We start from the raw sequence: 25,205 nt of genomic DNA on the forward strand, positions 1-25,205 counted from the left end.
TTTTTATGGCTCGTATTACTGTCGATGATTGCTTGGACAACATTTCTAACCGTTTTCAATTGACTTTGGTCGCCGCTTACCGCGCCAGACAATTGGCGAATGGCTCAGACCCATTAGTCAGCGGTTATTCACAAAAAGACAAGCCAACAGTGATTGCACTGCGTGAAATCGCCGCCGGTAAAGTAGGCGTAGAGCTGTTAGAGAAAAAGGGCCAAGCATAAACAGTTATGCCGCAAAGCCAAGGCGACGCTGCCCATCGCAAGTCCAGGCCTCCTCTGGAGGAAGTGGACTTGCTCCCTGCTGACCGTGAGGATTCCCCCCTTACCCAGCTGATCCGCAAGTATCTCAACGAAGAAGAAGTGCAACTGGTCTGGCAAGCGTATCGCTATGCCGAGCAGGCGCATGCCGGTCAAACCCGCAAAACCGGCGAACCCTACATTACCCACCCGATTTCGGTGGCCTGCATCCTGGCCAAACTGCATCTCGACTTGCCCACGCTGCTGGCGGCTTTGCTGCATGATGTAGTGGAAGATACAGAGGTCGACAGTGCGGCGATTGCCGAGCGCTTTGGCAAACAGGTGGCTGACCTGGTGGACGGCCTGACCAAGCTGGACAAGGTTGAACTGCAAACTGCCACCCAGGCGCAAGCCGAAAATTTCCGCAAAATGCTGCTGGCCATGAGCCAGGATGTACGCGTGATCTTGGTCAAACTGGCCGACCGCTTGCACAATATGCAAACGCTGGAGGCGATGCGCCCGGAAAAACAAAAACGCATCGCGCGCGAAACGCTGGAAATTTATGCACCAATTGCCAACCGGCTGGGTCTGAACCCGATTTACCATGAGCTGGAAGACCTTAGTCTCAAGTACCTGTACCCGAATCGCCACCGGGTGATTGATAAGGCGATTCGCCTGGCGCGCGGCAACCGCAAAGAAGTCATCAGCAAAATCCAGGAAGCCATTGAGAACCAGCTGACGCAATACCAGATTGAATATGATGTACAGGGGCGTGAAAAGCACCTTTACAGCATTTATAAGAAAATGGCTGAGAAATCGATGAAATTGTCGCAAATTGGCGACATTTACGGTTTTCGCGTCATTGTTAAGGATACCGCAGCCTGCTACCTCGCACTGGGCGCATTGCATGCCTTGTATAAGCCGATTCCGGGCCGCTTCAAAGACTATATTGCCATCCCTAAAGCCAACGGTTACCAATCGCTGCATACCACGCTGTTCGGCCCGTTTGGCACGCCCATCGAGGTACAAATCCGCAGCCAGGAAATGCACAACATTGCCGATGCTGGCGTGGCGGCGCACTGGCTGTATAAAACCACCGATGCGCACCTGACCAAACTGCAACAGCAAACCCACCAATGGTTGCAACGCCTGGTCGAAATCCAGACCGAGAGTGACGACAGCCACGAGTTCCTGGAGAACTTTAAAGTCGACCTGTTCCCAGACGAAGTCTATGTGTTCACACCTAAAGGCAACATCATGGCCTTGCCACGCGGCTCGACCGCGGTCGACTTTGCCTACGCCGTGCACTCTGATGTCGGTAACAGTTGTGTCGCAGTGAAAATCAATAATGAACTGGCGCCATTACGCACCGAGATGCGCAATGGTGATCATGTCGAAATCATCACCGCGCCACTGGCGAAACCCAATCCGGCCTGGCTCAACTATGTGGTCACCGGCAAGGCGCGCTCGCATATCCGTCATTACCTCAAAACGGTGAAGGTGGAAGAGTCGGCACAGCTAGGCGAACGCATGCTAAATGTGGCTTTACGCGCCATGCATATCGAACCAGCAGAAATTACCGACAAGCAGTGGCAAAAAGTCATGAATGACTATGGCAGTAAAACCCGCCAGGCCATTTTGACCGATATCGGCCTCGGCAAGCGCAACAGCCTGATGGTGGCGCACCAGTTGCTGGCGCATCCGGCAGATGCAGAAGAGAAGTCCGGCAAAGTGCTGGATACCATTACCATCCGCGGTTCGGAAGGCATGGCCGTACAGTTTGCGCCCTGCTGCCGCCCGATTCCAGGTGACCCTATCCTGGGCTTTATTAATAAAGACAAAGGCCTGGTCATTCATACCCACGATTGCCCGGCCATCCGCAAGTTCAGGCTGGATCCGGAAAAATGGCTGGATGTGGAGTGGGATGCCGACCCGAAAAAACTGTTCAGCGTCAACCTGCGCATCACGGTGGTCGACGAGCGCGGCATGCTGGCCAAAATTGCGGCAACCATCTCTAATGCAGATGCCAACATTGATAATGTCAGCGTTGAATCCAGTGATGGCAGCCAGTACTCCAATGTGAACTTTACGGTGCAAGTGCATAACCGTGTGCACCTGGCGACCCTGATCCGCAACCTGCGCAAGATTCAGCAAATCGTGCGCATCAACCGGGTCAAAGGCAACCAGCTGGAACAACGTATCCAGTAAACCAGCGGTGATGCCAGCATGCGTCCCTTGAACGACATCAAAGGCTTCACACCCGCCGTGTGCAGCCAGCTGGCAAAACTGCATATTCATTCAGTGCAGGCCTTGTTGCTGCATTTACCGCTACGCTACCTGGACGAAACCCGCATCACGGCCATCCGCGATTTACGATTGGGTGAGCAAACGCAAATCGAAGGCGTGGTAGTACACAACGAAGTGGCCTACAAGCCACGCAAAATGCTCAATGTCAGGTTGCAGGATGACACTGGCATCATCAACCTGCGCTTTTTGCATTTTTATCCCAGCCAGATAGCCGCCATGCAAACCGGCCAGCGTTTGCGCGTGTTTGGTGAAGTGCGGCCGGGATTTTTCGGCTATGAAATGGTGCATCCGACTCAACGCAAAGTCGGTGAAGATACCCCGGTCAGCAGTGCGCTGACGCCCGTCTACCCAACTACCGCCGGCTTAAGCCAGTCCACCATACGCAAAGCCGTCAACCGTGTATTGCAAGCAGAGTATTTACAAGAAACCCTGCCAGGCTGGGTATACCAGTCCATGCAATTGCCCGGCTTCGCCAGCAGCCTGCAGTTGCTGCACCAACCCCAAGCTGAGACATCGCTAGCGACACTGGAGGACCACTCGCATCCGGCCTGGCAACGCCTGGCTTATGACGAACTGCTGGCACAACAGCTGTCCATGCGCCAGCATTACGCGCGTCGCAAGCAATCGCGCGCACCGGCCATCTCTGCCTCACACACACTGGTTGCCCGTCTGCTAGCCAGCCTGCCGTTTACACTGACGGCCGCCCAGCAAAAAGTGGTGGCAGAAATTAAGCACGACCTGAGCCAGCCACACCCCATGCAACGCCTGTTACAAGGCGATGTCGGCAGTGGTAAAACCATTGTTGCCTGCTTGGCAGCCTTGCAACTCATAGAACATGGCTGGCAAGTGGCCATGATGGCGCCCACCGAAATTCTGGCCGAACAACATTACAAAAAACTCAGCGACTGGTTGCAACCATTAGGCATCACCATCGCCTGGCTCACCGGCAGCCAGCCAAAAAAAGAACGTGAGCAATCACTGTCACGCATTGCCAGTGGAGAAACCATGCTCGCCGTCGGCACCCATGCCCTGTTTCAGGATGAGGTGCAGTTCAAACAATTAGGGTTAGCGATTGTCGATGAACAACACCGTTTTGGTGTCGGGCAACGCCTGGCACTGCGCAAAAAGGGCACGGCCAGCCAAGGTCGTGGTCAATTGCTGGAACCACACCAGCTCATGATGTCGGCCACGCCGATTCCGCGTACCTTATCCATGAGCTATTACGCCGATCTCGACGTCTCTGTCATTGATGAACTGCCCCCTGGCCGCACACCGATTGTGACCAAACTGGTGGCCGATGACAGGCGCGATGAAATTTTGCAGCGCGTACATGATGCCTGCGCCCAAGGCCATCAGGCCTACTGGGTATGCCCGCTGATTGAAGAATCGGAAGCGCTGCAACTGCAAACCGCGAATGACACTTTTGCCTATATGCAAGAGGCATTCCCGGAACTCAAAGTCGGCCTGGTGCACGGCCGTATGAAATCTGCAGAAAAACAGGCGGTGATGCAGGCATTTTCTGCCAATGAGACTCACCTGCTGGTCGCCACCACAGTGATTGAAGTCGGCGTCGATGTACCGAATGCGAGTTTAATGGTGATCGAACATGCGGAGCGCATGGGCCTGAGCCAGTTACACCAGCTACGTGGCCGCGTCGGCCGTGGCGCAGCCAAGAGTACCTGCATTTTGCTCTATAGCAAACAGCAATGTTCGCAAATTGGGCGGCAGCGATTGAAGGTGATTTTTGAGAGTAACGATGGTTTTCAAATTGCCCAGGCCGATTTACATATCCGCGGCCCGGGCGAATTGCTGGGCACGCGCCAGAGTGGTGTGCCCATGCTTAAAATTGCCGATCTGGAACGGGATATGGCGTTGCTGGAAACAGCCAAAATCAAGGCGGACCAGCTCTTGCGACGGGAACCAGCGGCGGTTGCCGCCCATCTTCAGCGCTGGTTAAGCCAGGGCGAAGAGTGGATCAAGGTCTAGCTGAGTCGGCTACGTAACATTTTGCGCTGCCTGGTTGTGGATGGCGCGTTTGCCGCGCCGTGCAGCGTGGATTGCAAACTGGCTTCAAACTCTTGCAAAGGCAGCGGACGGCTAAACAAATAGCCTTGAAAAGCGTGGCAACCCATCTTTTGCAACATGACCATTTGCTGCTGCATCTCCACCCCTTCAGCAATCACACTGTGGCTCAGGTTTTTGCCCATATTGATGATGGTTTGCACAATAAATGAATCGTAGTTGTTATGGACGATGTCCTTGATAAAGCTGCGATCTATTTTTAATTCGTCCAGCGGCAGCCGCTTCAAGACCGACAACGACGACTGGCCAATGCCAAAGTCATCCAGCGAAAAAGTGATGCCCAATACTTTCAGGGCATTGATCTTTTCGATCACTTCATCGATATTTTTCACAATCAGGCTTTCGGTCAACTCCAGCCGCAAATAGCTGGCGTCACAACCACTCGCCAGTACGGTTTCTTTCACCATTTGCACAAAGTCCGGCTGGCTGAATTGGATGGCACTGACATTGACCGACAATTTAAGCTGGGCGGTATGCACAGACTGTGACCAGTGCTTAAGTTGCTGGCAAGCTTGCGCCAGCACCCATTGCCCAATCGAGACAATTTCACCGGTTTCTTCGGCAATCGGAATAAACTGGTCTGGGGGAATCATGCCCAGCGTCGGATGTTGCCAGCGCAACAAGACCTCTGCACCTGTTGGCTGCTGCAACTCATTGACTTGCACCTGGTAATACAACAAGAACTGCTTGCTCTGCAAGGCAAATGCCAGATCATTTTCCAAGGTGGCACGCATTTCCAGTGCCGGGTGCACGGCCTCGTCATACATTTGGATACTGTTGAGGTTATCCGATTTTTTAGCCTGATACATGGCAATATCGGCGCGCCGTAACACTTCATCTTCTTTCAACAAGTCGCCCAGAAACAGGCAAATACCAATGCTGGGGGCGGTACGGTATTTACTGTTTTGCAGCTCGAAAGGCTGTGAAAACACTGCCATCATTTTTTCGGCAGTGGTCTGCGCAGCAGTAATCGCTTCTGCCTTGTCGGTAGATAACTCGTCGAGCACGGCAATAAATTCATCGCCGCCCATGCGGGCAATGGTGTCTTTTTTACGCAAGCATTGTTGCAGCCTAAAAGCGACTTGTTGCAACAACTCATCCCCCGCCTGGTGCCCTTTACTGTCGTTCAGGCCTTTGAAATTATTCAGGTCCAGGCACAATACGGCGCCATAGCTCTGATGGCGCACACAGCGGGCAAATGCCTGATTCAAGCGGTCTGTCAGTAAGCGGCGGTTTGGCAGGCCGGTTAAAAAGTCATAATAAGCCAGCTGATGTACCTTTTTGTTATCCAGATTGGAGGCAATCCGCAACGAGATATTTTCACGCAGACTGTTAGCCAGGCTGCGGCCTGCCACCGTCACATAGAACACATACACCATAAACAACACGGCGAGCGCCAGGGAGACTGAGCTGCCATGAATCAAAAAGCGTGGAATCATGAATAACACGATGCCGCCGCTAAACAGGTTGGTGCTTAAAGTATCGACGGAATAAATAATGATGCCCGCCCCAGACACCCCAACCAGCGCGAAAATCAGAAACGCCTGATGTGCGGTGTCGGCTTCTGGGAAAAGAAGGATGCCACCCAAACCCCAGGCCAGGCCGCAAAAACAGGTGCTGGCGCGAAACCACTGTAGCCATTGGCGGCTATGCAGTTCACGTTGCTCGTCTTTTTCGTATTGATAGGTCAGGTAAGCACGAATGCCATAAGCCACCAGGAAAATGCTGGACCACACGGCGAGGATGGCATGGTCGATGAGGTGCCATTGCACGAGCAAAAGCGCAATCATGACCACGATGGCAGCCATCAATGATCTTCGATTGTTTGCATACAGCATGCCGACAATTTCTGCGTGCAATGCCGATGATTCCGCCGTCGTGTTCAACGCACGTATCCCCTATATATATTATTGTTAATCTCTTAACAACGGTTATGTCAGGCTGATACTTTAAGTTTACACACTTATCATGCGCTCAAAATTGAAAAAAAACACTATCCAACGGCTTGTTTCTCATCGCAGAATAGCAAAAATAACCTAAGAAATGTCAGCGGTGCCGTTCAGATAACCACGTCACAACAGGTAACTATACGTTGCCAAACGGGCAGCCAGCGGAGAAAAGCCTATTGCGTACTGAACAACTGCTTTAACTCAGCCACCGCCAGGTCAATAAAACTGCGCAATTTAGGTGGCATAAAGCGTTGCTTCGGGTAAACCAGGTGCACGGCATCCGCGCGCCCGCGCCAGTCTGGCAATACATGCTGCAAGCCGCCAGTCTCTACCGTAGGCTGGCAGATAAATGTGGGCAACAAAGCCACACCCTGCCCGTTTTCGGCCATAGCCCGCACCACGCCAATGCTGTTAACCAGGGTACGCGCAGCCAAGGGGACGCGTATGGCTGTTGTACCGCGCTGCAAATCCCATTGATGACGCCCCATGGGCGTGAATTGCACACATTGGTGCTGGCTGAGGTCAGTTGGCGTGGCAATCTGTCCCGCCGACTGCAAATACTGTGGGCTGGCAAATAGCGCCCATTGTATGGTGCCTAGTGACTTGGCAATCAAACTGGAGTCGCGCAATTCCCCGGTTCGAATCGCCACATCCACGCCTTCTGCCACCAGGTCAACATAACGCTCGGTGAGCATTAACTCCAGTGACAAGGCTGGGTAGGTGCGCTGCATCTGTGTCACCAAGCCTCCCAGCAAAGCATCCCCGAGGTCAGCCGGTGCCGTAACTTTTAACACGCCTTGCGGTTGCTGACGCGCTTCGTCCAGCGCAGCCTCCGCCTCGAGCAAGTAGCCCAGGCCGGTAGACGCGTGCTCAAAATACAAGGCGCCAGCTTCAGTCAGGTTTAAGCGGCGTGTAGTGCGTTGCAACAGGGTGACGCCCAGCCGTCGCTCCAGCCGCGCTACGCGGGTGCTAATGGTCGAGGTCGGCGATCCCAACTGCCGCGCGGCAGCGCTAAAGCTGCCCGCCTGCACCACCTTCACAAATACAGCGGCTTCATTAAAGTCCATGACTCAATTGTTCATTTAATTGAAAAGTAATTTTACATTTAACCATCTAGTGCCTTAAAAGTCATGTGTTTATAGTGTGAACCATGCAAACACGCAAACATTTCTGAAAGGGAATCATCATGAAAAAACTGGCTTTTATCAAACGCAGCAACGGCAACCACTGGGTGGGTGACGGCTTTCCGGTACAAAGTATTTTTTCTTACCGTGACATTGCCAATGACATTTCACCTTTCTTGCTGATGGATTACGCCGGGCCTGCCAGCTTTGAGCCAACCACACACAGACGCGGCGTCGGCCAACACCCGCACCGTGGTTTTGAAACAGTGACCATTGTCTACGATGGCCAGGTCTCACACCACGACTCCACCAACGCCGGTGGCACCATCGGCCCAGGGGAGGTGCAGTGGATGACCGCAGGCAAAGGCATTATTCATGAGGAATATCACGGCGATGACTATGCACGCAGCGGTGGCCCGTTTGAAATGATCCAGTTATGGGTCAACTTGCCGGCCAAGGACAAAATGACCGCACCTGGCTATCAAGGCATTACCCGTGAGCAGATCCCGGAGGTCGCTTTGCCGGAAGAGGCGGGTAAAGTACGCGTGATTGCCGGTGAATATGCAGGCCAAAAAGGCCCAGCCAATACATTTAGCCCGATGAATGTGTGGGATGTGCGCCTGAATGCCGGTACACGCACCACCTTCACCTTGCCGGAAGGCTACACCACCGCCATTTTTGTGCTGCATGGCGCGGTGAAAACCGGTGAAGTGCATACCATCCGCCCGGCTGAATTGGCGGTGATGCAACGCGAAGGCAATGAACTGGTATTGCAGGCACAGCAAGACACCGTGTTGCTGTTACTCAACGGTGAGCCGCTGAATGAGCCTGTGGTGGGTCATGGCCCGTTTGTCATGAATAGCTGGGAAGAAATTGACCAAGCCATTAATGACTTTAACCAAGGCCGTTTTGTCACCGCATAACGGCTTGTAAAGTAGTCAAACATTTTAAAAAAAGGAAACACGGCCGTCAGCATTCACGCGTTACGCTGACGGCCATGATCTCCACCCGACTAAATCCATTGAGAGGATATTCATCATGAACAACAAACCTTATGTACGCCTGGACCGTGACAACGCTGTCGTTTTGCTGGTAGACCACCAGGCTGGCCTGTTATCGCTGGTACGCGACATTGAGCCAGACCGTTTTAAGAACAATGTATTGGCCTTGGCCGATGCCGCCAAGTTTTTTAACCTGCCGACGATTTTGACCACCAGCTTTGAAACCGGCCCCAATGGCCCGTTGATGCCAGAATTAAAAGCACTGTTTCCGGATGCGCCTTATATTGCGCGCCCTGGCCAGATCAACGCCTGGGACAACGAAGACTTCGTCAAAGCCATTAAAGCCACGGGTAAAAAGCAACTGATTATCGCTGGCGTCGTCACCGAAGTGTGTGTCGCCTTCCCTGCCCTGTCAGCGATTGAAGAAGGATTTGAAGTGTTTGTGGTGGGCGATGCCTCAGGCACCTTTAACGAACTGACGCGCGATGCCGCCTGGCGCCGCATGGAGGCAGCCGGTGCACAAATGATGACCTGGTTTGGCGTGGCCTGCGAGTTGCATCGCGATTGGCGCAACGATATCGAAGGCCTTGGCACCCTGTGCGCCAATCATATTCCAGACTACCGCAACTTGATGACTGCATTCAATGCGCAACAAGCCAGGTAAAAAATTGGCAAATTGCAGAACTACACGGAACTTTTTTCGGATACTTTTTGTCTAATAGTTGCATGGTATTTCTTTGCGCCACGCCATAAAGCATTTCCTACACAACAATAGGAACATTGCTTATTAAGTATTCAGGTCAATTAGCGTAATCTGCAATTGTCGCGTTTGAAATGAAGTGTCGAATGCATTTCGAGTTTCATTCATAACAAGACAAATACGGCAGCCTTCACGGCTGCCGTTTGTACTCAACGAATGAAGGAGTATGCATATGCCTAGAGGATCCAACCCAAAGCGCGAACAAGAATACGAAGCCCTCAAACACGAGTTCAAGAAAGACCACCGCTACCCCGGCCGCGAAGAAGAAGTCGCCGCCCGTATCGTCAACAAGCAACGCAAACAAGCGGGTGAAACCAAGGATAACTCATCCTGAATCGCGCGGTTTTTAATGCATCAACACAGTGCCATGTTCAACCAATGTTCAATAAGATCCATGCAGGTTTGATGGGGTCATTGCTATAACGCCCCTGCCAGACCTGTTTAAAAAATGGGGGTTATTATGCAACAAACTGCTGATATTGGAATTTCACCACTCAACTACCAACCAGCCTATGAGGTGTTGGCCGAAAGCGAAACCAAAAGCCGGGAAAACCTGCAATATACGCTGCGCAAAATCTCCGAAATCACAGCCAGGCATGCCGCCTACAGCGCCCGTAGCGTACATGTAAAAAGTCATGGCCTGATCTCTGCCGAAATGGAGATTTACGATAACCTTCCCCCACTGTTGGCGCAAGGCATGTTTGCCAAAGCGCAAACCTTGCCGTTGGTCATGCGCTTTTCAACGGTGCCGGGTGATATTTTGCACGACAAAACCTGCACGCCGCGCAGCCTGGCCATCAAGGTACTTGGCGTTGATGGCGACCGGTTGCCTGGCAGCGAAAAAGCCATCACGCAGGATTTTTTATTTGTGAACGGCGCCAGTTTCCTGTCATCCAGCGTACAGGTGTTTCTCTCCAACCTGAAACACATCGCCTCCACGCCGGAAACCAACACTGAATTCCGGCATTTTTTATCACAAATTTTCCGCTCAACGGCCAAGCTGGTCGAATCGCTCAAAAGTGGCCAGCAAACCCTGATCAGAAACCTGCACCAGCCACAAGAAACCAATATCTTAGGTGAAACCTATTTTAGCCAGGACCCGATTCTATACGGCAACTACATGGCCAAAATCGCCTTTGTACCGATCTCCCCTGACCTAATCACCCTCACTAACAAACCGATTGATACCCTCGCCTCCGATGGCCTCAGGAAGTCTATCGTCGATTACTTTATTGCCCACACTGCCATCTGGGAGTTACGCGTGCAACTGTGCACCGACATCAAGCAAATGCCTATTGAGGACTCGACGGTGATCTGGTCGGCAGATGTGTCGCCTTATATCCCGATTGCCCGCATTACGGCCAAACCACAAATCGCCTGGAGTCCCTATCGTTCGCATGTCGTTGATGAGGGCATGATGTTCTCGCCATGGCATGGCATTCAATCGCACCGGCCGCTAGGCTCCGTCATGCGGCTGCGAAAAATGAGCTATGAAATGTCCAGAAACCTGAATGCGGCCCCCGCAGGCGCGCCGGTGCATGAGCCGACCAGTCTGGATGATTTGTGCTGAACACACATCATCCAGACTGACACAGCCTAGGCGGTCTGGCGGTCACGCAGGCGGTATGCCCATACATCCGGCAGGTAAGTCGCAATCACCATCAATGCCGCCAGGGTTAAAAACAGCCACTTCACCGAATAGCTGGTGACAAACTTAGCAGCGGGCGTTTGCGACTGCACAAACTGATAAAATGCCGGTTCGTCTATGCCTTCGATATATTGGCCCTTGATCTCTGTCGCCATGTCTTTCAAATGGTCCACATCCTGGCTGGATAAATAGCGGTCAAACTCGGCATACGCCACCGGTGGATCAGGATCATCCTTGCTGGCATCGCTGTAATTGACGCCGCCGCCAGCGCTTTCGGCCGCCGCATCGGTACCCCAATAGCCGACAAAGCGGTTATTCGCATTAAAGCGCTTGATTGGTGCAGGCTCCTTACCACCGACACCCACAAAAATCACATTTTTGCCTATGCGCACATCGCTGATATCCAGCTTGTTAATGCCATTGGCTTTGGGCGCTTCGTCACCATCGGTAAAAAACAGCATTTGCGCCGGAATATTCAGGTAATCAAACGTGGCTTCAGCGGCCTTCACCCCAAACGTCATGCGGCTGTTACCACTCCAGGCCATACGCCATTCCAGGTGATTAATGCTGTCATTAATAATGTCAAAGTTAGCGCACACTTCTAATGGCATAAACAATAACGCGACATTCTCAGCCGCAAATACGCCCACACTCACATATGTGCCGCAGGGCGATGTTTTCACCACCTGCCGCATCAGATGCTGTGTGTAGGCCAGGCGCGTCGCCGGTTTATTGGCAACGTGCATATCCTCGGCGTTCATGCTTTGCGAAATATCTGCCAGCAACAAATAGTTATGCACTTCTTGTTTGAGTTGTATCTCCGGCTTGACCAGGGCCAGCACCAGAAACAGCATGGTGCCCAACAATAAACTGGTTTCATAATGTGCTTTAAGCAGTGAAAAAAAGCGTTTCATGGTAACCCCTGTGGCAGATTGCTGATCTCCATGCCGGAAGGATCCTGCGGCACGGTTTTAATGTGTTTGGGAATCACGCCGTGCAATAAACTCAAATTGAATTTAGCTGCCTGGTTGCCAGGGTCGAGCTTGAGTGACTGCTCATACGCGGCACGCGCCTGTAAATAATCAAACTTGGCTTGCTCCTGAATCGAGCCATCCGTCTCGACCAGGCGCTGCAAACCAGAGCGGAACAAATGATTGCCAATATTAAAATGAATCTGCGACTTTAATGCCTGGCTGGGTTTAAACACCGAGGCATCCTGCTGTTTCGGCGCCTCCAGCAATTGGCCAAAATTCTGTATTGCATGTTTGTAGTTACCCGTTTTGCCTTGCTGATATGCATCGGCAAACTTCTGGTGAAAAGGAAACGGGTCTCCTGCCAGCACTTCGCCCGCCTGTAAAAGGCCATTGGCCGCAGAGATGGTATGCACCTGATAGCCTTCATACGCGCTCCCTAGCACGCCGACAATGAAGAGCAATCCCAGCACCTGGTTTTTGCGCGTTAAATGGTTTTTCATTCGTATACCCTTACATTTTTAATCACCAGAATCAGCAAGACCAACACCAGCGCAGAGACCATAAACACCTTGGAATAGTCATAGCCGGCAATGGTCTCGTGGTATTTAATGGCCTTTTTCTCCCGCGAGTCGATATCGTTAATCGCCGACTGCAAGGTTTCCGGGTCATCGGCTTCATAGGCTTTGTATTTCAGGCCCAGTGACTGGAAATACTTGTGCAGCACGATGGAGTTAGGCGTGCGGTCTTCTTCGTATTCATCTTTGGAGAAAATACTCGGCTCGCCTGGTTCACGCAGCATGATCCAGTAAATACTCAGCTTGCGGCTTTTCAGGCGCTCGCTGAGCAAATACTTCACGCGCGGGCTCAGTTTGCCAGCGCCATCCGAAAGCAGAATCACCGCGCGTGAGCCTGAACTCTGGATGTTATCGAACAAGCCAACCGCCTCAGTAAGCCCAGCGCCAATGTTGGTCTGGTTGAGCGAAGGACTGGTGGCGGCAAGAATCGCTGCATGAATGGCATCACGGTTAGTGGTGATTTTGATGCCGTACAACGCCGAGTTGGTAAACCCCACCACCCCCATCATGTCATTCGGACGTGAGTCAATAAATTGCGTGATGATACGGCGCGCCGCGGCAGACTTGATTTCCGCCACATGCCCACCTGAAGCATCTCCCGCAAACGGGTGGTCCATACTCACGCTGCGGTCTATCACCATCACCGTTTGGGCACCCTTGCCTACGCGTGGTACCTGTTCATCTGAACCTCGCGGGGCCGCCAGTGCAATCACGATACTCAGCAACAGCAAAGACATGATCACCTTCACCGCCAGGTTGAGCCGGTCAGAAAACAGGTCTTCCGGCATCAGCTCCAGCCAGCTGTAATGCTGGCCTTGATGGCCTTTTAACCAGAAAGGCAGCAGCGCGATGGGCAACAGGGCAAATGCCCATGGATTTAAAATGATCATGACACGCCCCGCTCACAATCACGCAAACGCTTGCTGAGCTGCACCAGCTGCGCAATCAGCTGGCGGCTATCGCGGCTTTTCACGTCGTATAACGATTGATTGGACGCCTCAAAAAATTGCGTAATCTCCTGCTGCAGGCCTTTAAAGCCTGGTCGCAAGCGCACAAACTCATCCACATCGCGGGCGAAAATATTCGCGCCATAATGCTGGTTGAAGGCCTGATGCAAATAAACCAGCGCTTTTTTCTCTTCTGCCGCAGTTTTTGGTTTGGCGGATTTTGCCAGGCGCTTGAGTTGCCTGTGCGCCCGTGCAAATGCCCCCCCCATGAATGGCAGCCATTGGCCATCGGCATTGATGTACAGCAAGGCGAGCAAGCTGATCACCGTCATGCTCAGACTGACCACCAACCCTTGCTGATGCACATGACTGTCAATCAGGGGTGTTTTCACTTCGGGCAAGATATTCTTCCTGGCGGTGGTCGTCCCGCCCGTCACCAGTGGTGAAAACCAGAATCCCCAGGCGGGAATATCCACTGTAGTGGCTGCAACTATCAGTTTTTCTGCGGGCAAATACATCACGCTGGGCGTGGCACTGGCCGCAAATACCTGATAATCAAATTGCACGGTATAACGGGTATGCCCGGACTGCGCCTGGCTTTGTACGGCGATGCCAACCAGCTCGATGCCATTCTGTTTGCGGCCCTTTTTAGGCAAGCTGTTTTTTGCCAGCGTGTCTCCGCCGGAAGCCTCAACCACTAGGGTTCTGGTCAGCACATCCCCAATATGCACCCCATACGTCGAGGGTGGGTTCACCACACTTAAAGTAGGGGCAGCTGCCAGGCTGCTATTGGCCGTGAGCAATACGCTGGCCGCCAGTAACAGGCATTGCATGCCCCTGCGAACGGTTATGTTTGAAATCTGTTTTAGCATGATTGTTTTTTCACCATCACATTGCTTGTTCAAAATAATGCGTCATCAGCTCTGGCCTGTAGTCGCCATGCATAAACAACGCCGGACTCTCATAACGCATGAATAAAGCTTCTAATGCCTGCCTGCGCGCATGAAAGGCGTGAATGAATTTGGCTTTCACTTCACTACGGAAAAACAACGTGCGGTTACGCCCGGTTTCCAGGTCTATCATGGTGCCAAAGCCAAACTTGGGCAGTTTTTTGTATTCCTCATCGTCCCACAGCACAATCGGCACCACCTTATGGGCAGACATCGCCAGCAAGGTTTTCTCAATCACCTGCATGGGCATATGAAAATCCGAAATCCAGAACACCAGGGCGCGCGTCTGCCCCAGAAAATTAGGCATGTCGGTGACGCCCTCCATGCCGATACGCAGCGAGTGATACTCATGCAGCAAGGCGATGGTCTGTTTGCTCTGGTGATAATTTCGGCTCAGCGGCAAGGTGAAATCCTCAAGCACCTGCTGGTTGTAGCCAATAAAACCAAACAAATCGCCCATGTTATAAGCCGAATTCGCCACCGCCGTGGCGATTTCTACCGCAGTATCCAGCTTGCGCTGGCGCCCCCTGAACTGCATGGACCCGGATAAATCACACACGGCATAAATCGGCGTCGTGCTGTCCTGGTTAAACTGCCGCACCTGCACCTGCTCAAACGGGTCACGTATGGTCTGCCGCAAATCCATACGCCTGGCATCCGGGTAATCCACCAGGTTGATGGTGCCACGGTAGTCTGAGCCTATCCCACGCTGAGTGCCGGGATGATCACCGAGCTGGATGCTGTCAGACTTCCAGCCAACCACATATTCAAAGGGCCGCGCATAACCGGCCTCTTCGTCATACCGCGGCGTTTTCTGCTCAGCTTTTTTCCAGGCGTTTTTGAGTGTGGCGCGCATGCTTAAGCCGCTTTGCTAAAGGACAGGCTAGGCACCGCCACCGTGCGGATAATATTGCTCGTCAGCTCCCTGGCCAAGGCTGTCCTGCGGTTTTCATAGGCCGCGTTAAACACCAGTCGGTGCGAAATCACCTCGTGGAACACGGCATGAATATCTTCCGGGTACAAACTATCGCGGCCGTTCAACCAGGCATTGACGCGGGCGGCTTTCATCAGCATGCCCATGCCGCGCGGGCTGGCGCCAGTCTGGATCACACGACTGACATCCACACTCTCCATGGTCACGCCAAATTTCTCCGGATGCTGTGTGGCCTCCCACAAATCCATGGTGTATTCCTCCAGCACATCGCTGGATTGAATATGATTTTGCAGTCGGTCAGAAAACGCATTTAACTGGTCAAACTTCAAAATGCTGCTCTCCACCTGTTGCGTGAGCTTTTCGGCGTGCTGGAACTTGGTATTGAACACCAGCGACTTTTTCAACTCACGGTCCGCCGGAATATCAATCGGAATCTCCATCATGAATCGGTCACGCGCCGCGGAAGGGATTTCAAACGTTTCGTTTTTCTCCACCTGGTTGCGGTCAGCAAACACAATCATGTGCGGCATGCGGTATTCTTTTTTGAACGCGCTGATATGGCGCTCCGCCATCACCCGCAACATCAGGGCATGCACCTGCGGCCGCGCACGGTTGATCTCGTTAAAAAAGAACACGGATAAATCTTCCCCGGCGCGCAACAACGGACCCTCATCAATTTGCGGCCTGCCATCTGGCCCCAAAAAGGTGTGGTAAATCAGGTCGTTCGGCATCAGGTCGACCGTGCCTTCAATCCGCTCATACGCGCCACCAATGCCGCGCGCAATCGATTGCAGCAAGGTGGTTTTGCCCACACCTACGCCACCATCCAGCAACACATGGCCGCGGGCAAAAATCGCAATATTCATCAAGCGGATGGCTTTACTCTGCCCGACAATCACCTGGTTCACCTGCTTTTCAAGTTCCAGCGCATGATGGCGCCAATCTGTCAGTTGGATATCTAATGGAGGTGACATGACTCTTCCTTTCTAACCACGGTTAAAAATACGCTCATGGAGAAGATCTCCCCGAACGATTTATCTGAATGTACAAAATGTTTCAAAAATGTAACAGAGTGACACTAGTCCACAATCCTCCAGTTTTAAGAACTTCACTGGTCCAGTTATTTTTGCGATATAGTGCCGATTGAGTAATCCAGATTTCCCGTAAAAGAAAGGGATTTATTCCTGACATGACATGTTTTTGGTGTGACTGATGGAGAGCGCAATGCTACGTTCGTGGAGTCTTAAACTCACAATTACCGACACCTCAGGCTTGCCGGTGTACCTGCAAATTGCCCAGCAAATCATGGAGGAAATTCAGCGTGGCCGCTTAGCGCCTTCCACCGCCATGCCAGGCACGCGGGAGCTGGCCGAGAAACTCAATGTAAACCGCAAAACAGTGATCCTGGCTTATGACGAACTCATCGCCCAGGGCTGGCTGGTGTCTGAGCAACGCCGAGGCTCGTTTGTCTCGGCCAACCTGCCCAACTTTAGTACACAGGCGCAAACTTCTAAAAGTAGTCATCAACCCGCCAATGTGGTGGAAGGCCCGACGCACCCGCTACTCAATTATCAATCGCCAGTCGATGGCGTGATTGATTTTAATGACGGCATCCCCGATGCACGGCTGATCCCGTTCAATATCCTGTCGCGGGCATTCCGCCATGCCTTGATCGGCTCCAGCAAAGGCAAAAGCCTAGGATATGGCGACCCACGCGGCACGCTGGCCCTGCGCCAATCCATCGCCACCATGCTCAATATGGAAAGAGGCCTGAGTGTGGATATCGACCAGATCTGCATTGCGCGTGGCAGCCAGATGGGCATCTTCCTGGCCGCACGCGTATTGACACGCCCGAACGACAATATTGTCGTCGAGCAGCTCAGCTACCCGGCCGCCAAAGAAGCCTTCAGGTCCTGCGGCGCCAACATCCTCACCGTCAAACAAGACAAGCATGGCATCGATGTCGTTGCGCTGGAAAAACTCTGCCAGCAGCACCCTATCCGCGCCATTTATGTCACGCCGCACCACCAGTTCCCCACCACCGTCATCATGACCGCCGAGCGGCGCTTAAAACTGCTGATGCTGGCCGAACAATACGACTTCACCATCGTCGAAGACGACTACGACCACGAGTTCCACTTTTCATATCACCCGGTGTTCCCGCTGGCCAGCACCAACCACGGCGGCCGCGTGATCTATGTTGGCTCGCTCTCCAAAGTGCTCGCGCCCGGCTTGCGCGTGGGCTACCTGGTCGCCACCCCCAGCCTCATAGATCGCTGTGCGCAGGAAGTCATGCTCATAGACCGTCAGGGCAACTCCATCACCGAACTCGCCGTGGCCGAACTCATGCACTCCGGCGAAATCAAACGCCATATCCGCCGTACGTTCAAGGTGTATAACGAGCGCAGAAACCTGCTGATTGCGCTGATTAAAAAAGAACTCAGAGAATACGTCACCTTCGACGCCCCCGATGGCGGGCTCGCCATTTGGCTACGTTTAAAAGAAGGTTACGACGTAGAACAGGTTGCCGGACAGGCGTTGAAACATCATGTGCGCATTTTGCCTGGCACCTTGTTTTCTGAGACAGAGCAAAGCGTGCATGCCATACGCTTGGGGTTTGGCAGTCTAACTACCGCCGAGTTAGAGAAAGGGGTACTGGCCTTAAAAACCGCGTTCATGGGCGGCTAGGTATTTTGATATTTAAGAAAATTTAAATATTACCGAAAACAATTTATTACAATGTAAGTTAATTTTATTATGGGAAGCGTCAGATAAATCAATATTAGAAATATTCGTTCATTTTATGAAAAATATTAAAAATCAGAATATTGAAAATAATCAATACATCCAGACCTTGATCGATAACTTCCCATTCATGGTCTGGCTCAAGGATGTGAACAGCCGCATCCTGGTGGCGAATACAGCCTACGCCAACATGGTGGGTGTTCACTCGAGTACTGAACTGATTGGTAAGACAGACTTTGATTTTTTTCCGCCAGAGTTAGCGCAAGAGTATGTCGATGGTGATAAAAAAGCCATGCTGAGTACCACGCCGAGCGCGGTCACGGTGCCGATTAAAAACGCAGAAGGCGAGTACTACTGGATAGAGTCTTACAAATCCTCAGTGATTGTAGACGGCAAAGTGGTCGGCTCGCTTGGTTACGCCAGAGACGTGACCGAAAGCATCCAGAAAGAAAACGAATACAAATCCATTGTAGAAAATTCATCGAACTGCATCGCCAAATACAACCGCGATTGCGAACGCATCTTTCTCAACAAAGCCAACTCCTCGTTTTATGAAGTCGACTCCACCAGCCTGATAGGCAAAACGCCGTCGCAATATCCCGGTGGCGCCTCCGCCAAAGTCCTTGAGAAAAGCATACAAGAGGTATTTCAAAACGGGGAAAATCAACATGTTGCATTCAAGCTGACCACCAAACATGGCAAGCACAAAATCATGCACACGGTATTAACTCCCGAATTTAACGCCATCCACGAAGTACAAGCCGTCATCGCCATCGGCCAGGACATGACGCAGTCATATGAAAACCTGGACCGCATCCATCACCTGGCGTATTTCGACTCTATTACCAAGCTGCCCAATCGTATTTCTTTGCTGGAAGTGCTAGAGCAATGCATCAAAAAATCACACCGCTCAGGCTGTTCATTTGCATTTCTGATGCTGGATTTAGATGGCTTCAAGGCAGTCAATGACTTGCTTGGGCACTCCGAAGGTGACTTGCTGCTATACGAAATGGCAAGACGCATTGAACGCTCGGTGAGGCCAACCGATACCGTTGCCCGCCTGGGCGGCGACGAATTCGCCATTGTGCTGTCAGACGTCAAAGACCCCAAAAATGCCGGGGGTGTGGCAAAAAAAGTACTCGAATCCATCAAGCAACCCATTTTAATCCGTGGCACAGAACTGTTTATTTCCGCCAGCATTGGCATCGTGATTTGCCCTGACCACAGTAGCGATGTCAGCGATATTGTGAAGTATTCAGATATCGCCATGTACAAAGCCAAGAAACAAGGCAGAAATAACTACCAATATTATTCCGCCGACTTATCGCAAACCACGATTGAACGCATAGACATAGAACGCTCATTGCGCACCGCCCTGCAAAACGACGAGTTCTTGCTGCACTACCAGCCACAAGTGAATTTAGAGACCGATAAAATCGTCGGCGTAGAAGCGCTACTCAGATGGAACCGTAACCACAACGAAATGATCCCGCCAAATCGCTTTATCAGCATTGCGGAAGACTCAGGCTTGATTGTCGAGATTGGTGAATGGATCATGCAAACGGCATTTAAAGACGCGGTCCGCTGGAACACTGGCCGCAAAGACCCCATTAGTGTCGCCATCAATTTATCCAGCCGCCAGTTTATCCATAACAACCTGCTCAACTCCATCAAGCACCTGTTAAAGAAAACCCACTGCAACCCGGCTTGGATCACCTTAGAGATCACGGAAAGCCTGCTGCTAAATGACAACCTGCATATTAGAAAAACCCTCAAAAGCCTGGATAACCTGGGCTTCAGAATCTCCCTGGATGACTTTGGCACCGGCTATTCCGCATTGAGTTACCTGAACAAATTCCCGGTCAGTGAAATTAAAATTGACCAGTCATTTGTGCAAGGCATCGCAGACAACAATGATCACCGGCTCATTGTGCAGGCGATTATTTCCATGGCGAAAAGCTTGGGTAAAGAACTGGTGGCAGAAGGCGTGGAGAAGGCCGAACAAGCCAAGTTTTTAGAAAGCTGTGACTGTAAAGTGGTGCAAGGCTACTTCTATAGTAAACCCAAGCCGTTTGATGAAATTGATATGCAGGCATCGTGGGCGCCTGCTGTTCACGAAAATAAAGCGATATAAACGCCAGCTACGCTGAAAGCTCTTGTAATGCCAACCTCAACTCGCTCGCGTCAATGTCCCTAACCAGGCGTTTGAGCTCAACACCGTCTTTCATAAAAACCAACGTAGGCCATAGTTTCACGTGGAACGACCGCCCTAACCTGCGGCCTTTGCCATCCTCAACTTTAATATGGCGGATATTGGGAAACTGAGCCAGTTCAGACGTAATCGCAGATTGCGCGGCCTTGCAGTAGCCGCACCAAGTAGCGCCAAACTCCAGCACTGTGGCGCCTGTTAAGGAGTTTACTTCTTCGCGGGTAGGTTCTGGGTTTTCCATATCCGACCTCTAACATTTATTCTCATCAGCAACTGTCAAGGATTACTTGACAGTTGCTGATAACCTTAAGACTTTGTTACACCCCCGATGGATGTGTTTGCTATGCAAGTATCGTTTAAATCTAGTGATTATCTGATGACTAAAAACGCCATCCTGACGACAAAGCCTCTGCCTGCTGCAAGACTGTTTGCACAGCTGCATCTTGCAAATCAGGTGGGTAGCCATACTTCCGCAGAATACGCTTCACCAGTACACGCATACGTGCCCGAGCGGAATCTCTATGTGCCCAGTCTACAGTGACATTTTCGCGAAGGCTTACTAGCAACTCATGTGCGATCAGTTTTAATTTATCGTCGCCCATCACCTCTAAAGCACTGTTGTTTTCTGCCAGAGCATCATAGAAAGCGATTTCCTCATCAGATAGCCCAGACTCTTCGCCACGCTGACGAGCTGCACGTATATCCTTGGCCAGTTGAATCAATTCTTGCAACACCTCGGCAGTCGTGATCGCATTGGCGTGATAACGTGCCACGGCATCTTCCAATCTTTCCGAGAACGCCTTAGTTTGGACTACATTGGCTTTACTACGTGAGCGAATGCCATCATTAATCAGCTTACGCAAAGCTTCCAGCGCAAGGTTCTTGCGCTCCATCTGCTGCACTTCAGCAAGAAACTCATCAGACAAAATTGAGATGTCCGGACTCTTGATGCCAGCAGCAGCAAGAATATCCACGATCTCGGTTGAAACTACAGCACGACTGACAATCTGCTGAATTGCAAGCTCGCGTTCTTGCTGAGTAACACCAGAACCCGTGCTACTCTTAACCAGTGCGGCACGGATCGCCTGGAAGAAACCGACCTCCTCCCGGATATCACGTGCTTCATCAGAGGCGGATGCCAAGGCAAACGCCTTGGACAATGCAAGTACAGCATCTTGGTATCGACGATGAGCATCCTTCTTACCATCCTTAGTTTTTTCGTTCGCCGCCAACCTCTGCTGCAGGTCTAGAATCCACTCTATGGCACCTGCCATCATTACCAAGCGTTCTTTGGGTGTGCCATTCATTGCAGAGGTATAGTTGTAGCCGTGGTACATATCACGTACAACTTCATATTTCTCCAGCATTACTGAAATGGCCTCAGCCTCATCAATACCAGTGTTTTCCTGGTCGTTTTTAGAATACTGTTGTAGGGCAGACTTCAAATTTTGCGCAATGCCGATGTAATCCACAATCAGACCAGCTGGTTTATCGCGGAACACCCGATTCACCCGCGCAATTGCCTGCATCAGGCCATGTCCCTGCATAGGTTTATCCACATACATCGTATGCATGCAAGGTGCGTCAAAACCAGTGAGCCACATATCCCGCACAATCACAAGTTTGAGTGGATCTTGCGGATCGCGGGCGCGTTTGGCCAATAAATCACGTCTAGCCTTATTGCCTATATGCTGCTGCCACTCCTTAGGATCGCTCGCCGCCCCAGTCATTACAATCTTGATTGCGCCTGCATTGTCATCATCGCTATGCCAATCGGGGCGTAGTTTCTTAATTTCTTCGTACAACCTCACGCAAATGCGGCGGCTCATACACACCACCATGGCCTTACCATCTAACGCAGCTACCCGATCTTCAAAGTGGGCAACCATGTCTTTGGCGACCAATGCCAGTCTTTTATCGCTGCCAACCAGGGCTTCAATCGTAGACCCCTTTTTCTTTAAGCGCTCTTGGTCGGCCTCGGAATCTTCTTCGGTGAGATACTCCACCTCGGCATCTATTTTTGGCTTCTCTTCCTCATCAAGCTCAATCCGCGCCAGCCGCGATTCATAGTAGATCGGCACGGTGGCACCGTCTTCCACCGCACGGCTAATGTCGTAAACATCAATGTAATTACCAAACACGAGCGGTGTGTTTACATCGTCCGCTTCAATCGGCGTGCCAGTAAAACCGATAAATGATGCATTTGGCAAGGCGTCGCGCATGTACTTGGCAAAGCCATAAGAAATCTCGCCGGTTTTGGCGTCCACCTTGGCTTTAAAGCCATACTGACTGCGGTGCGCTTCATCCGCGATGACGACCACGTTGCGTCTTGTGGTAAGCGGCTCTGTCACCTCGCCAAACTTCTGCAACGTCGTAAAAATAACACCGCCAGAAGCCCGGTTTAACATCTTCTGCAAATCGTCACGGCTTTCGGCCTGTATCGGCGTCTGCCGGATCAAATCACGGCACATCGAAAAAGTGGCAAATAGCTGATCATCAAGATCGTTGCGGTCAGTCAGCACTACCAGTGTCGGATTTGCCATCGCCGGATGCCGCACCAGTTGCCCTGCATAAAACGCCATCAAGAAACTTTTGCCCGACCCTTGCGTATGCCAGATGACCCCTGCACGTCTGTCACCTTGGCTCTGTGTCTTCACACTCGGCAAACCATAATCCGCTGGATCTTGCGCTGCGCCTTGTACAGAAGCTGAAGCTCGAATTGTTGAAGCAACCGCATGCCGTACTGCATGAAACTGATGATAACCTGCAATGATTTTGACCAACCCAGAACCCGTTTCACCAAACACGGTGAAATCGCGTAGCAAAGCCAGTAAGCGGCGCCGCTCGAATACGCCTTCAATCAATGTCGAGAGTTCTGGCGCACCTTTAGGCGCAACATCCACGCCGTCGGTGGTGCGCCAGGGCATAAAGCGCTCAAGGTCTGCCGAGAGCGACCCAACCCGTGCCGCAATACCGTCTGAGGTCACCAAAAGTGCATTGGTATTAAACAACGCCGGAATCTGCTGCTTGTAGGTCTGCAGCTGGTTGAATGCACCTAACAGATGTGCCCCTGCACTCCCCGGCGCTTTGAGTTCTATTACGCCTAAAGGCAAGCCATTGACGAAGATCACGACATCGGGTCGACGATTGCTTTGGCCGTTAATCACCACAAACTGGCTCACCACTAGCCAATCGTTATGCTCTGGGTGCTCAAAGTCAATCAGAGTAACTTTGCCCGCCGTCAGCGTACCATCGTTCGCATAGTACTCAACGTCTACACCCTCCGTTATCAGCTTATGGATGCGGCGGTTTTCTTCAAGCAGCGATGGCAGTTCAGATTGCATCACTCGCCTCAACGCATCGTTTTGCGCCTCAGCTGGCAAACTCAGGTTCAACCGTGCTACAGCGTCCTCAAACCGCTGTTTGAGTATCACCTCATTGTGACTCTCTCGCTCCGGCTGCTTGCCGTCTGGGCCAATTTCTTCTTCGCACGCAATGTTGTAACCCAGTGCCTGCAGTTGATCCAATAGTGTTTGCTCCACTTGCGCTTCGGATAAAAATGCCATTAGCGCTCCCCTTCAGTGAGCAATCGCACCAGTGGTGTATTAATAAAATACATATGCTTGCCTTGTGCAAACTCCTGCACGATGCCCTTGGCCGCGAGCTGCTTCAAATATTTAGCCGCTGTCTGGCGAGTGATGCCGAGGTCACGCTGTACAAACTCAATGCGCGTATAAGGGTGCCGAAACAAGTTGTTAAGTAAATCCTGAGAATAGAGTTTGGGCAACTCCTGCCGTAAACGCTGCTTGGTTTCCGCCATCAACTCACGCATTCCCTCAACCAGCACCACGGTAGTCTGTGCCGTTTCAGCCACGGCCTGCAACATAAACAATAACCATGCTTGCCAATCACCTTGATCACGCACAGCCTGCAGCAGACGGTAATAATCCGTCTTATGCTGATTGATAAAGCGCGAAAGATAGAGCACCGGCGCCTCTAGCAGCCCCGTTTTACTCAGATAAAGTACACTCACTATCCGCCCAATACGCCCATTGCCATCGCTAAATGGGTGAATGCTCTCAAACTGATGATGAATCACTGCCATTTTCAACAAATCATCCAGCCCATCCTCAGTCGTATTGATAAAGTGTTCCAGCGCATGCATATGCTGCAAAATCTCCGCCGCGTCTTGCGGTGGTACAAACACCGTCTTACCCGTTTTGTCGTTTTTAAGTACCGTGCCCGGTGTTTGACGAAATTCCTCTGCGCTATTTTTCAGCATCTGAAACAAGCTAATCAGCAAACCATTGGTCAACAACCCTTGTTGTTCACGCATCTGCTCGTAGCCCAACATCAAGGCTTCACGGTAACGCGAAACTTCTTTAGCTGCTATTGATATCCCTGCTGCCAACTGCAAATCTGCCTGAAACAGCTCATCCTGCGTGGTGACATAGCTTTCAATTTCCGAGCTCGCCTTAGCTTCTTGCAATGCCAGCGTGCTGACCAGGATGCCCTGATTGGGGATACTCTTAGCGCAGCCTTTCAGTTCCGCCAAGTGCCGATGAGCCAATGCCAATGCTTTCAGCAAAACTGGCGCATCGAAATCGACACCAACAGGCGGCAGAGGAGGAATGATATAACTCGGCGTTAACATGATTCGCTCATCGTGTTAATAAAATTGTATATTTTTAACATGGTAACTGGAATATGTTCAAAAAATAGAAATTTTTATGCATGTTTAGGCCATCATCTGTTAAGTCACTC

The 25,205-nt window shown here is 51.6% G+C and carries 20 protein-coding genes; 9 read left to right on the forward strand and 11 right to left on the reverse strand.

Translation table 11 applies throughout. The annotated features are described in order from the left end of the window. Positions 1-5 precede the first annotated feature (5 nt). The 3 genes from rpoZ to recG are packed head-to-tail and all read left to right on the forward strand — an operon-like array spanning position 6 to position 4,529. Positions 6-221 carry a DNA-directed RNA polymerase subunit omega gene (rpoZ, locus tag ACIDE9_RS03020; RefSeq protein WP_194742240.1) on the forward strand — a complete coding sequence of 72 codons (216 nt, stop codon included), beginning with the start codon at positions 6-8 and terminating at the stop codon, positions 219-221. Positions 222-227: 6 nt separating this feature from the next. Further along, on the forward strand, positions 228-2,444 hold the full coding sequence (locus ACIDE9_RS03025) for a RelA/SpoT family protein (protein ID WP_411992582.1): 2,217 nt from the start codon (positions 228-230) through the stop codon (positions 2,442-2,444). Positions 2,445-2,462: 18 nt separating this feature from the next. Further along, entirely contained in the window at positions 2,463-4,529 is a 2,067-nt protein-coding gene (gene recG / locus ACIDE9_RS03030; RefSeq protein WP_411992584.1) for an ATP-dependent DNA helicase RecG, read from the forward strand. On the opposite strand, the gene ACIDE9_RS03035 is transcribed toward recG, so the two are convergent. Together ACIDE9_RS03035 and ACIDE9_RS03040 are read right to left on the reverse strand one after the other, a co-directional pair. Further along, on the reverse strand, positions 4,526-6,511 hold the full coding sequence (locus tag ACIDE9_RS03035) for a putative bifunctional diguanylate cyclase/phosphodiesterase (protein ID WP_411992586.1): 1,986 nt from the start codon (positions 6,509-6,511) through the stop codon (positions 4,526-4,528). The genes recG and ACIDE9_RS03035 overlap by 4 nt on opposite strands. A gap of 236 nt (positions 6,512-6,747) precedes the next feature. Beyond that, positions 6,748-7,641 (reverse strand): LysR substrate-binding domain-containing protein, encoded by an 894-nt coding sequence (locus ACIDE9_RS03040; protein ID WP_411992588.1) that lies wholly within the window; start codon positions 7,639-7,641, stop codon positions 6,748-6,750. Between the two features lie 119 nt (positions 7,642-7,760). Between ACIDE9_RS03040 and ACIDE9_RS03045 the strand changes: the two genes are divergently transcribed. The 4 genes from ACIDE9_RS03045 (at position 7,761) to ACIDE9_RS03060 (ending at position 11,029) form a co-directional block, all read left to right on the forward strand. Further along, complete coding sequence (locus ACIDE9_RS03045) at positions 7,761-8,621, forward strand: pirin family protein (protein ID WP_194752542.1); 861 nt, start codon at positions 7,761-7,763, stop codon at positions 8,619-8,621. 115 nt (positions 8,622-8,736) lie between these two features. Beyond that, positions 8,737-9,363 (forward strand): isochorismate family cysteine hydrolase YcaC, encoded by a 627-nt coding sequence (gene ycaC, locus ACIDE9_RS03050; RefSeq protein ID WP_194742244.1) that lies wholly within the window; start codon positions 8,737-8,739, stop codon positions 9,361-9,363. 268 nt (positions 9,364-9,631) lie between these two features. Then, the gene (locus ACIDE9_RS03055) at positions 9,632-9,793 is read left to right on the forward strand and encodes a hypothetical protein (RefSeq protein WP_411992591.1); all 162 of its coding nucleotides are present in this window, start codon (positions 9,632-9,634) and stop codon (positions 9,791-9,793) included. Positions 9,794-9,919: 126 nt separating this feature from the next. After that, on the forward strand, positions 9,920-11,029 hold the full coding sequence (locus ACIDE9_RS03060; protein ID WP_411992593.1) for a catalase family protein: 1,110 nt from the start codon (positions 9,920-9,922) through the stop codon (positions 11,027-11,029). A gap of 26 nt (positions 11,030-11,055) precedes the next feature. Here ACIDE9_RS03060 and ACIDE9_RS03065 read toward each other — a convergent pair whose 3' ends face one another. From ACIDE9_RS03065 to ACIDE9_RS03090, 6 genes are read right to left on the reverse strand one after another with little or no spacing between them, the layout of a single operon-like run. Further along, on the reverse strand, positions 11,056-12,021 hold the full coding sequence (locus ACIDE9_RS03065) for a vWA domain-containing protein (protein ID WP_411992595.1): 966 nt from the start codon (positions 12,019-12,021) through the stop codon (positions 11,056-11,058). Next, complete coding sequence (locus ACIDE9_RS03070; protein ID WP_411992597.1) at positions 12,018-12,581, reverse strand: hypothetical protein; 564 nt, start codon at positions 12,579-12,581, stop codon at positions 12,018-12,020. The genes ACIDE9_RS03065 and ACIDE9_RS03070 overlap by 4 nt, the downstream gene beginning before the upstream one ends. After that, entirely contained in the window at positions 12,578-13,546 is a 969-nt protein-coding gene (locus ACIDE9_RS03075; RefSeq protein WP_411992599.1) for a vWA domain-containing protein, read from the reverse strand. The genes ACIDE9_RS03070 and ACIDE9_RS03075 overlap by 4 nt, the downstream gene beginning before the upstream one ends. Beyond that, on the reverse strand, positions 13,543-14,436 hold the full coding sequence (locus ACIDE9_RS03080) for a hypothetical protein (protein WP_411992601.1): 894 nt from the start codon (positions 14,434-14,436) through the stop codon (positions 13,543-13,545). Before ACIDE9_RS03080 ends, ACIDE9_RS03075 begins: the two co-directional genes overlap by 4 nt. Before the next feature lie 55 nt (positions 14,437-14,491). After that, positions 14,492-15,409: a DUF58 domain-containing protein gene (locus tag ACIDE9_RS03085; RefSeq protein ID WP_411992603.1), complete on the reverse strand. Its 918-nt coding sequence runs from the start codon at positions 15,407-15,409 to the stop codon at positions 14,492-14,494. Between the two features lie 2 nt (positions 15,410-15,411). After that, positions 15,412-16,461 (reverse strand): AAA family ATPase, encoded by a 1,050-nt coding sequence (locus tag ACIDE9_RS03090; RefSeq protein ID WP_411992605.1) that lies wholly within the window; start codon positions 16,459-16,461, stop codon positions 15,412-15,414. Between the two features lie 250 nt (positions 16,462-16,711). Between ACIDE9_RS03090 and ACIDE9_RS03095 the strand changes: the two genes are divergently transcribed. Both ACIDE9_RS03095 and ACIDE9_RS03100 read left to right on the forward strand, forming a co-directional pair. Next, positions 16,712-18,175 carry a PLP-dependent aminotransferase family protein gene (locus tag ACIDE9_RS03095; protein WP_411992606.1) on the forward strand — a complete coding sequence of 488 codons (1,464 nt, stop codon included), beginning with the start codon at positions 16,712-16,714 and terminating at the stop codon, positions 18,173-18,175. Between the two features lie 115 nt (positions 18,176-18,290). Continuing rightward, entirely contained in the window at positions 18,291-20,366 is a 2,076-nt protein-coding gene (locus tag ACIDE9_RS03100; RefSeq protein ID WP_411992608.1) for an EAL domain-containing protein, read from the forward strand. A 7-nt stretch (positions 20,367-20,373) separates the two neighbouring features. On the opposite strand, the gene ACIDE9_RS03105 is transcribed toward ACIDE9_RS03100, so the two are convergent. The 3 genes from ACIDE9_RS03105 to ACIDE9_RS03115 all read right to left on the reverse strand — a co-directional run bounded on the left by ACIDE9_RS03105 (position 20,374) and on the right by ACIDE9_RS03115 (position 25,095). Further along, on the reverse strand, positions 20,374-20,682 hold the full coding sequence (locus ACIDE9_RS03105) for a thioredoxin family protein (protein WP_411992610.1): 309 nt from the start codon (positions 20,680-20,682) through the stop codon (positions 20,374-20,376). A 139-nt stretch (positions 20,683-20,821) separates the two neighbouring features. After that, entirely contained in the window at positions 20,822-24,007 is a 3,186-nt protein-coding gene (locus ACIDE9_RS03110) for a type I restriction endonuclease subunit R (protein WP_411992612.1), read from the reverse strand. Beyond that, on the reverse strand, positions 24,007-25,095 hold the full coding sequence (locus ACIDE9_RS03115; RefSeq protein WP_411992614.1) for a Fic family protein: 1,089 nt from the start codon (positions 25,093-25,095) through the stop codon (positions 24,007-24,009). The genes ACIDE9_RS03110 and ACIDE9_RS03115 overlap by 1 nt, the downstream gene beginning before the upstream one ends. Positions 25,096-25,205 lie beyond the last annotated feature (110 nt).

This window comes from Methylophilus sp. 'Pure River', from assembly GCF_046765995.1.
Classification (GTDB): domain Bacteria; phylum Pseudomonadota; class Gammaproteobacteria; order Burkholderiales; family Methylophilaceae; genus Methylophilus.

Bases quoted from the DNA above. Each gene is read 5' to 3' on its own strand.
- ACIDE9_RS03040 (WP_411992588.1), bottom strand. From the start codon at position 7,641: ATGGACTTTAATGAAGCCGCTGTATTTGTGAAGGTGGTGCAGGCGGGC.
- ycaC (WP_194742244.1), top strand. From the start codon at position 8,737: ATGAACAACAAACCTTATGTACGCCTGGACCGTGACAACGCTGTCGTT.
- ACIDE9_RS03025 (WP_411992582.1), top strand. From the start codon at position 228: ATGCCGCAAAGCCAAGGCGACGCTGCCCATCGCAAGTCCAGGCCTCCT.
- rpoZ (WP_194742240.1), top strand. From the start codon at position 6: ATGGCTCGTATTACTGTCGATGATTGCTTGGACAACATTTCTAACCGT.
- recG (WP_411992584.1), top strand. From the start codon at position 2,463: ATGCGTCCCTTGAACGACATCAAAGGCTTCACACCCGCCGTGTGCAGC.
- ACIDE9_RS03065 (WP_411992595.1), bottom strand. From the start codon at position 12,021: ATGAAACGCTTTTTTTCACTGCTTAAAGCACATTATGAAACCAGTTTA.
- ACIDE9_RS03095 (WP_411992606.1), top strand. From the start codon at position 16,712: ATGCTACGTTCGTGGAGTCTTAAACTCACAATTACCGACACCTCAGGC.
- ACIDE9_RS03100 (WP_411992608.1), top strand. From the start codon at position 18,291: ATGAAAAATATTAAAAATCAGAATATTGAAAATAATCAATACATCCAG.
- ACIDE9_RS03110 (WP_411992612.1), bottom strand. From the start codon at position 24,007: ATGGCATTTTTATCCGAAGCGCAAGTGGAGCAAACACTATTGGATCAA.
- ACIDE9_RS03105 (WP_411992610.1), bottom strand. From the start codon at position 20,682: ATGGAAAACCCAGAACCTACCCGCGAAGAAGTAAACTCCTTAACAGGC.
- ACIDE9_RS03075 (WP_411992599.1), bottom strand. From the start codon at position 13,546: ATGATCATTTTAAATCCATGGGCATTTGCCCTGTTGCCCATCGCGCTG.
- ACIDE9_RS03070 (WP_411992597.1), bottom strand. From the start codon at position 12,581: ATGAAAAACCATTTAACGCGCAAAAACCAGGTGCTGGGATTGCTCTTC.
- ACIDE9_RS03060 (WP_411992593.1), top strand. From the start codon at position 9,920: ATGCAACAAACTGCTGATATTGGAATTTCACCACTCAACTACCAACCA.
- ACIDE9_RS03055 (WP_411992591.1), top strand. From the start codon at position 9,632: ATGCCTAGAGGATCCAACCCAAAGCGCGAACAAGAATACGAAGCCCTC.
- ACIDE9_RS03045 (WP_194752542.1), top strand. From the start codon at position 7,761: ATGAAAAAACTGGCTTTTATCAAACGCAGCAACGGCAACCACTGGGTG.
- ACIDE9_RS03085 (WP_411992603.1), bottom strand. From the start codon at position 15,409: ATGCGCGCCACACTCAAAAACGCCTGGAAAAAAGCTGAGCAGAAAACG.
- ACIDE9_RS03090 (WP_411992605.1), bottom strand. From the start codon at position 16,461: ATGTCACCTCCATTAGATATCCAACTGACAGATTGGCGCCATCATGCG.
- ACIDE9_RS03080 (WP_411992601.1), bottom strand. From the start codon at position 14,436: ATGCAATGCCTGTTACTGGCGGCCAGCGTATTGCTCACGGCCAATAGC.
- ACIDE9_RS03115 (WP_411992614.1), bottom strand. From the start codon at position 25,095: ATGTTAACGCCGAGTTATATCATTCCTCCTCTGCCGCCTGTTGGTGTC.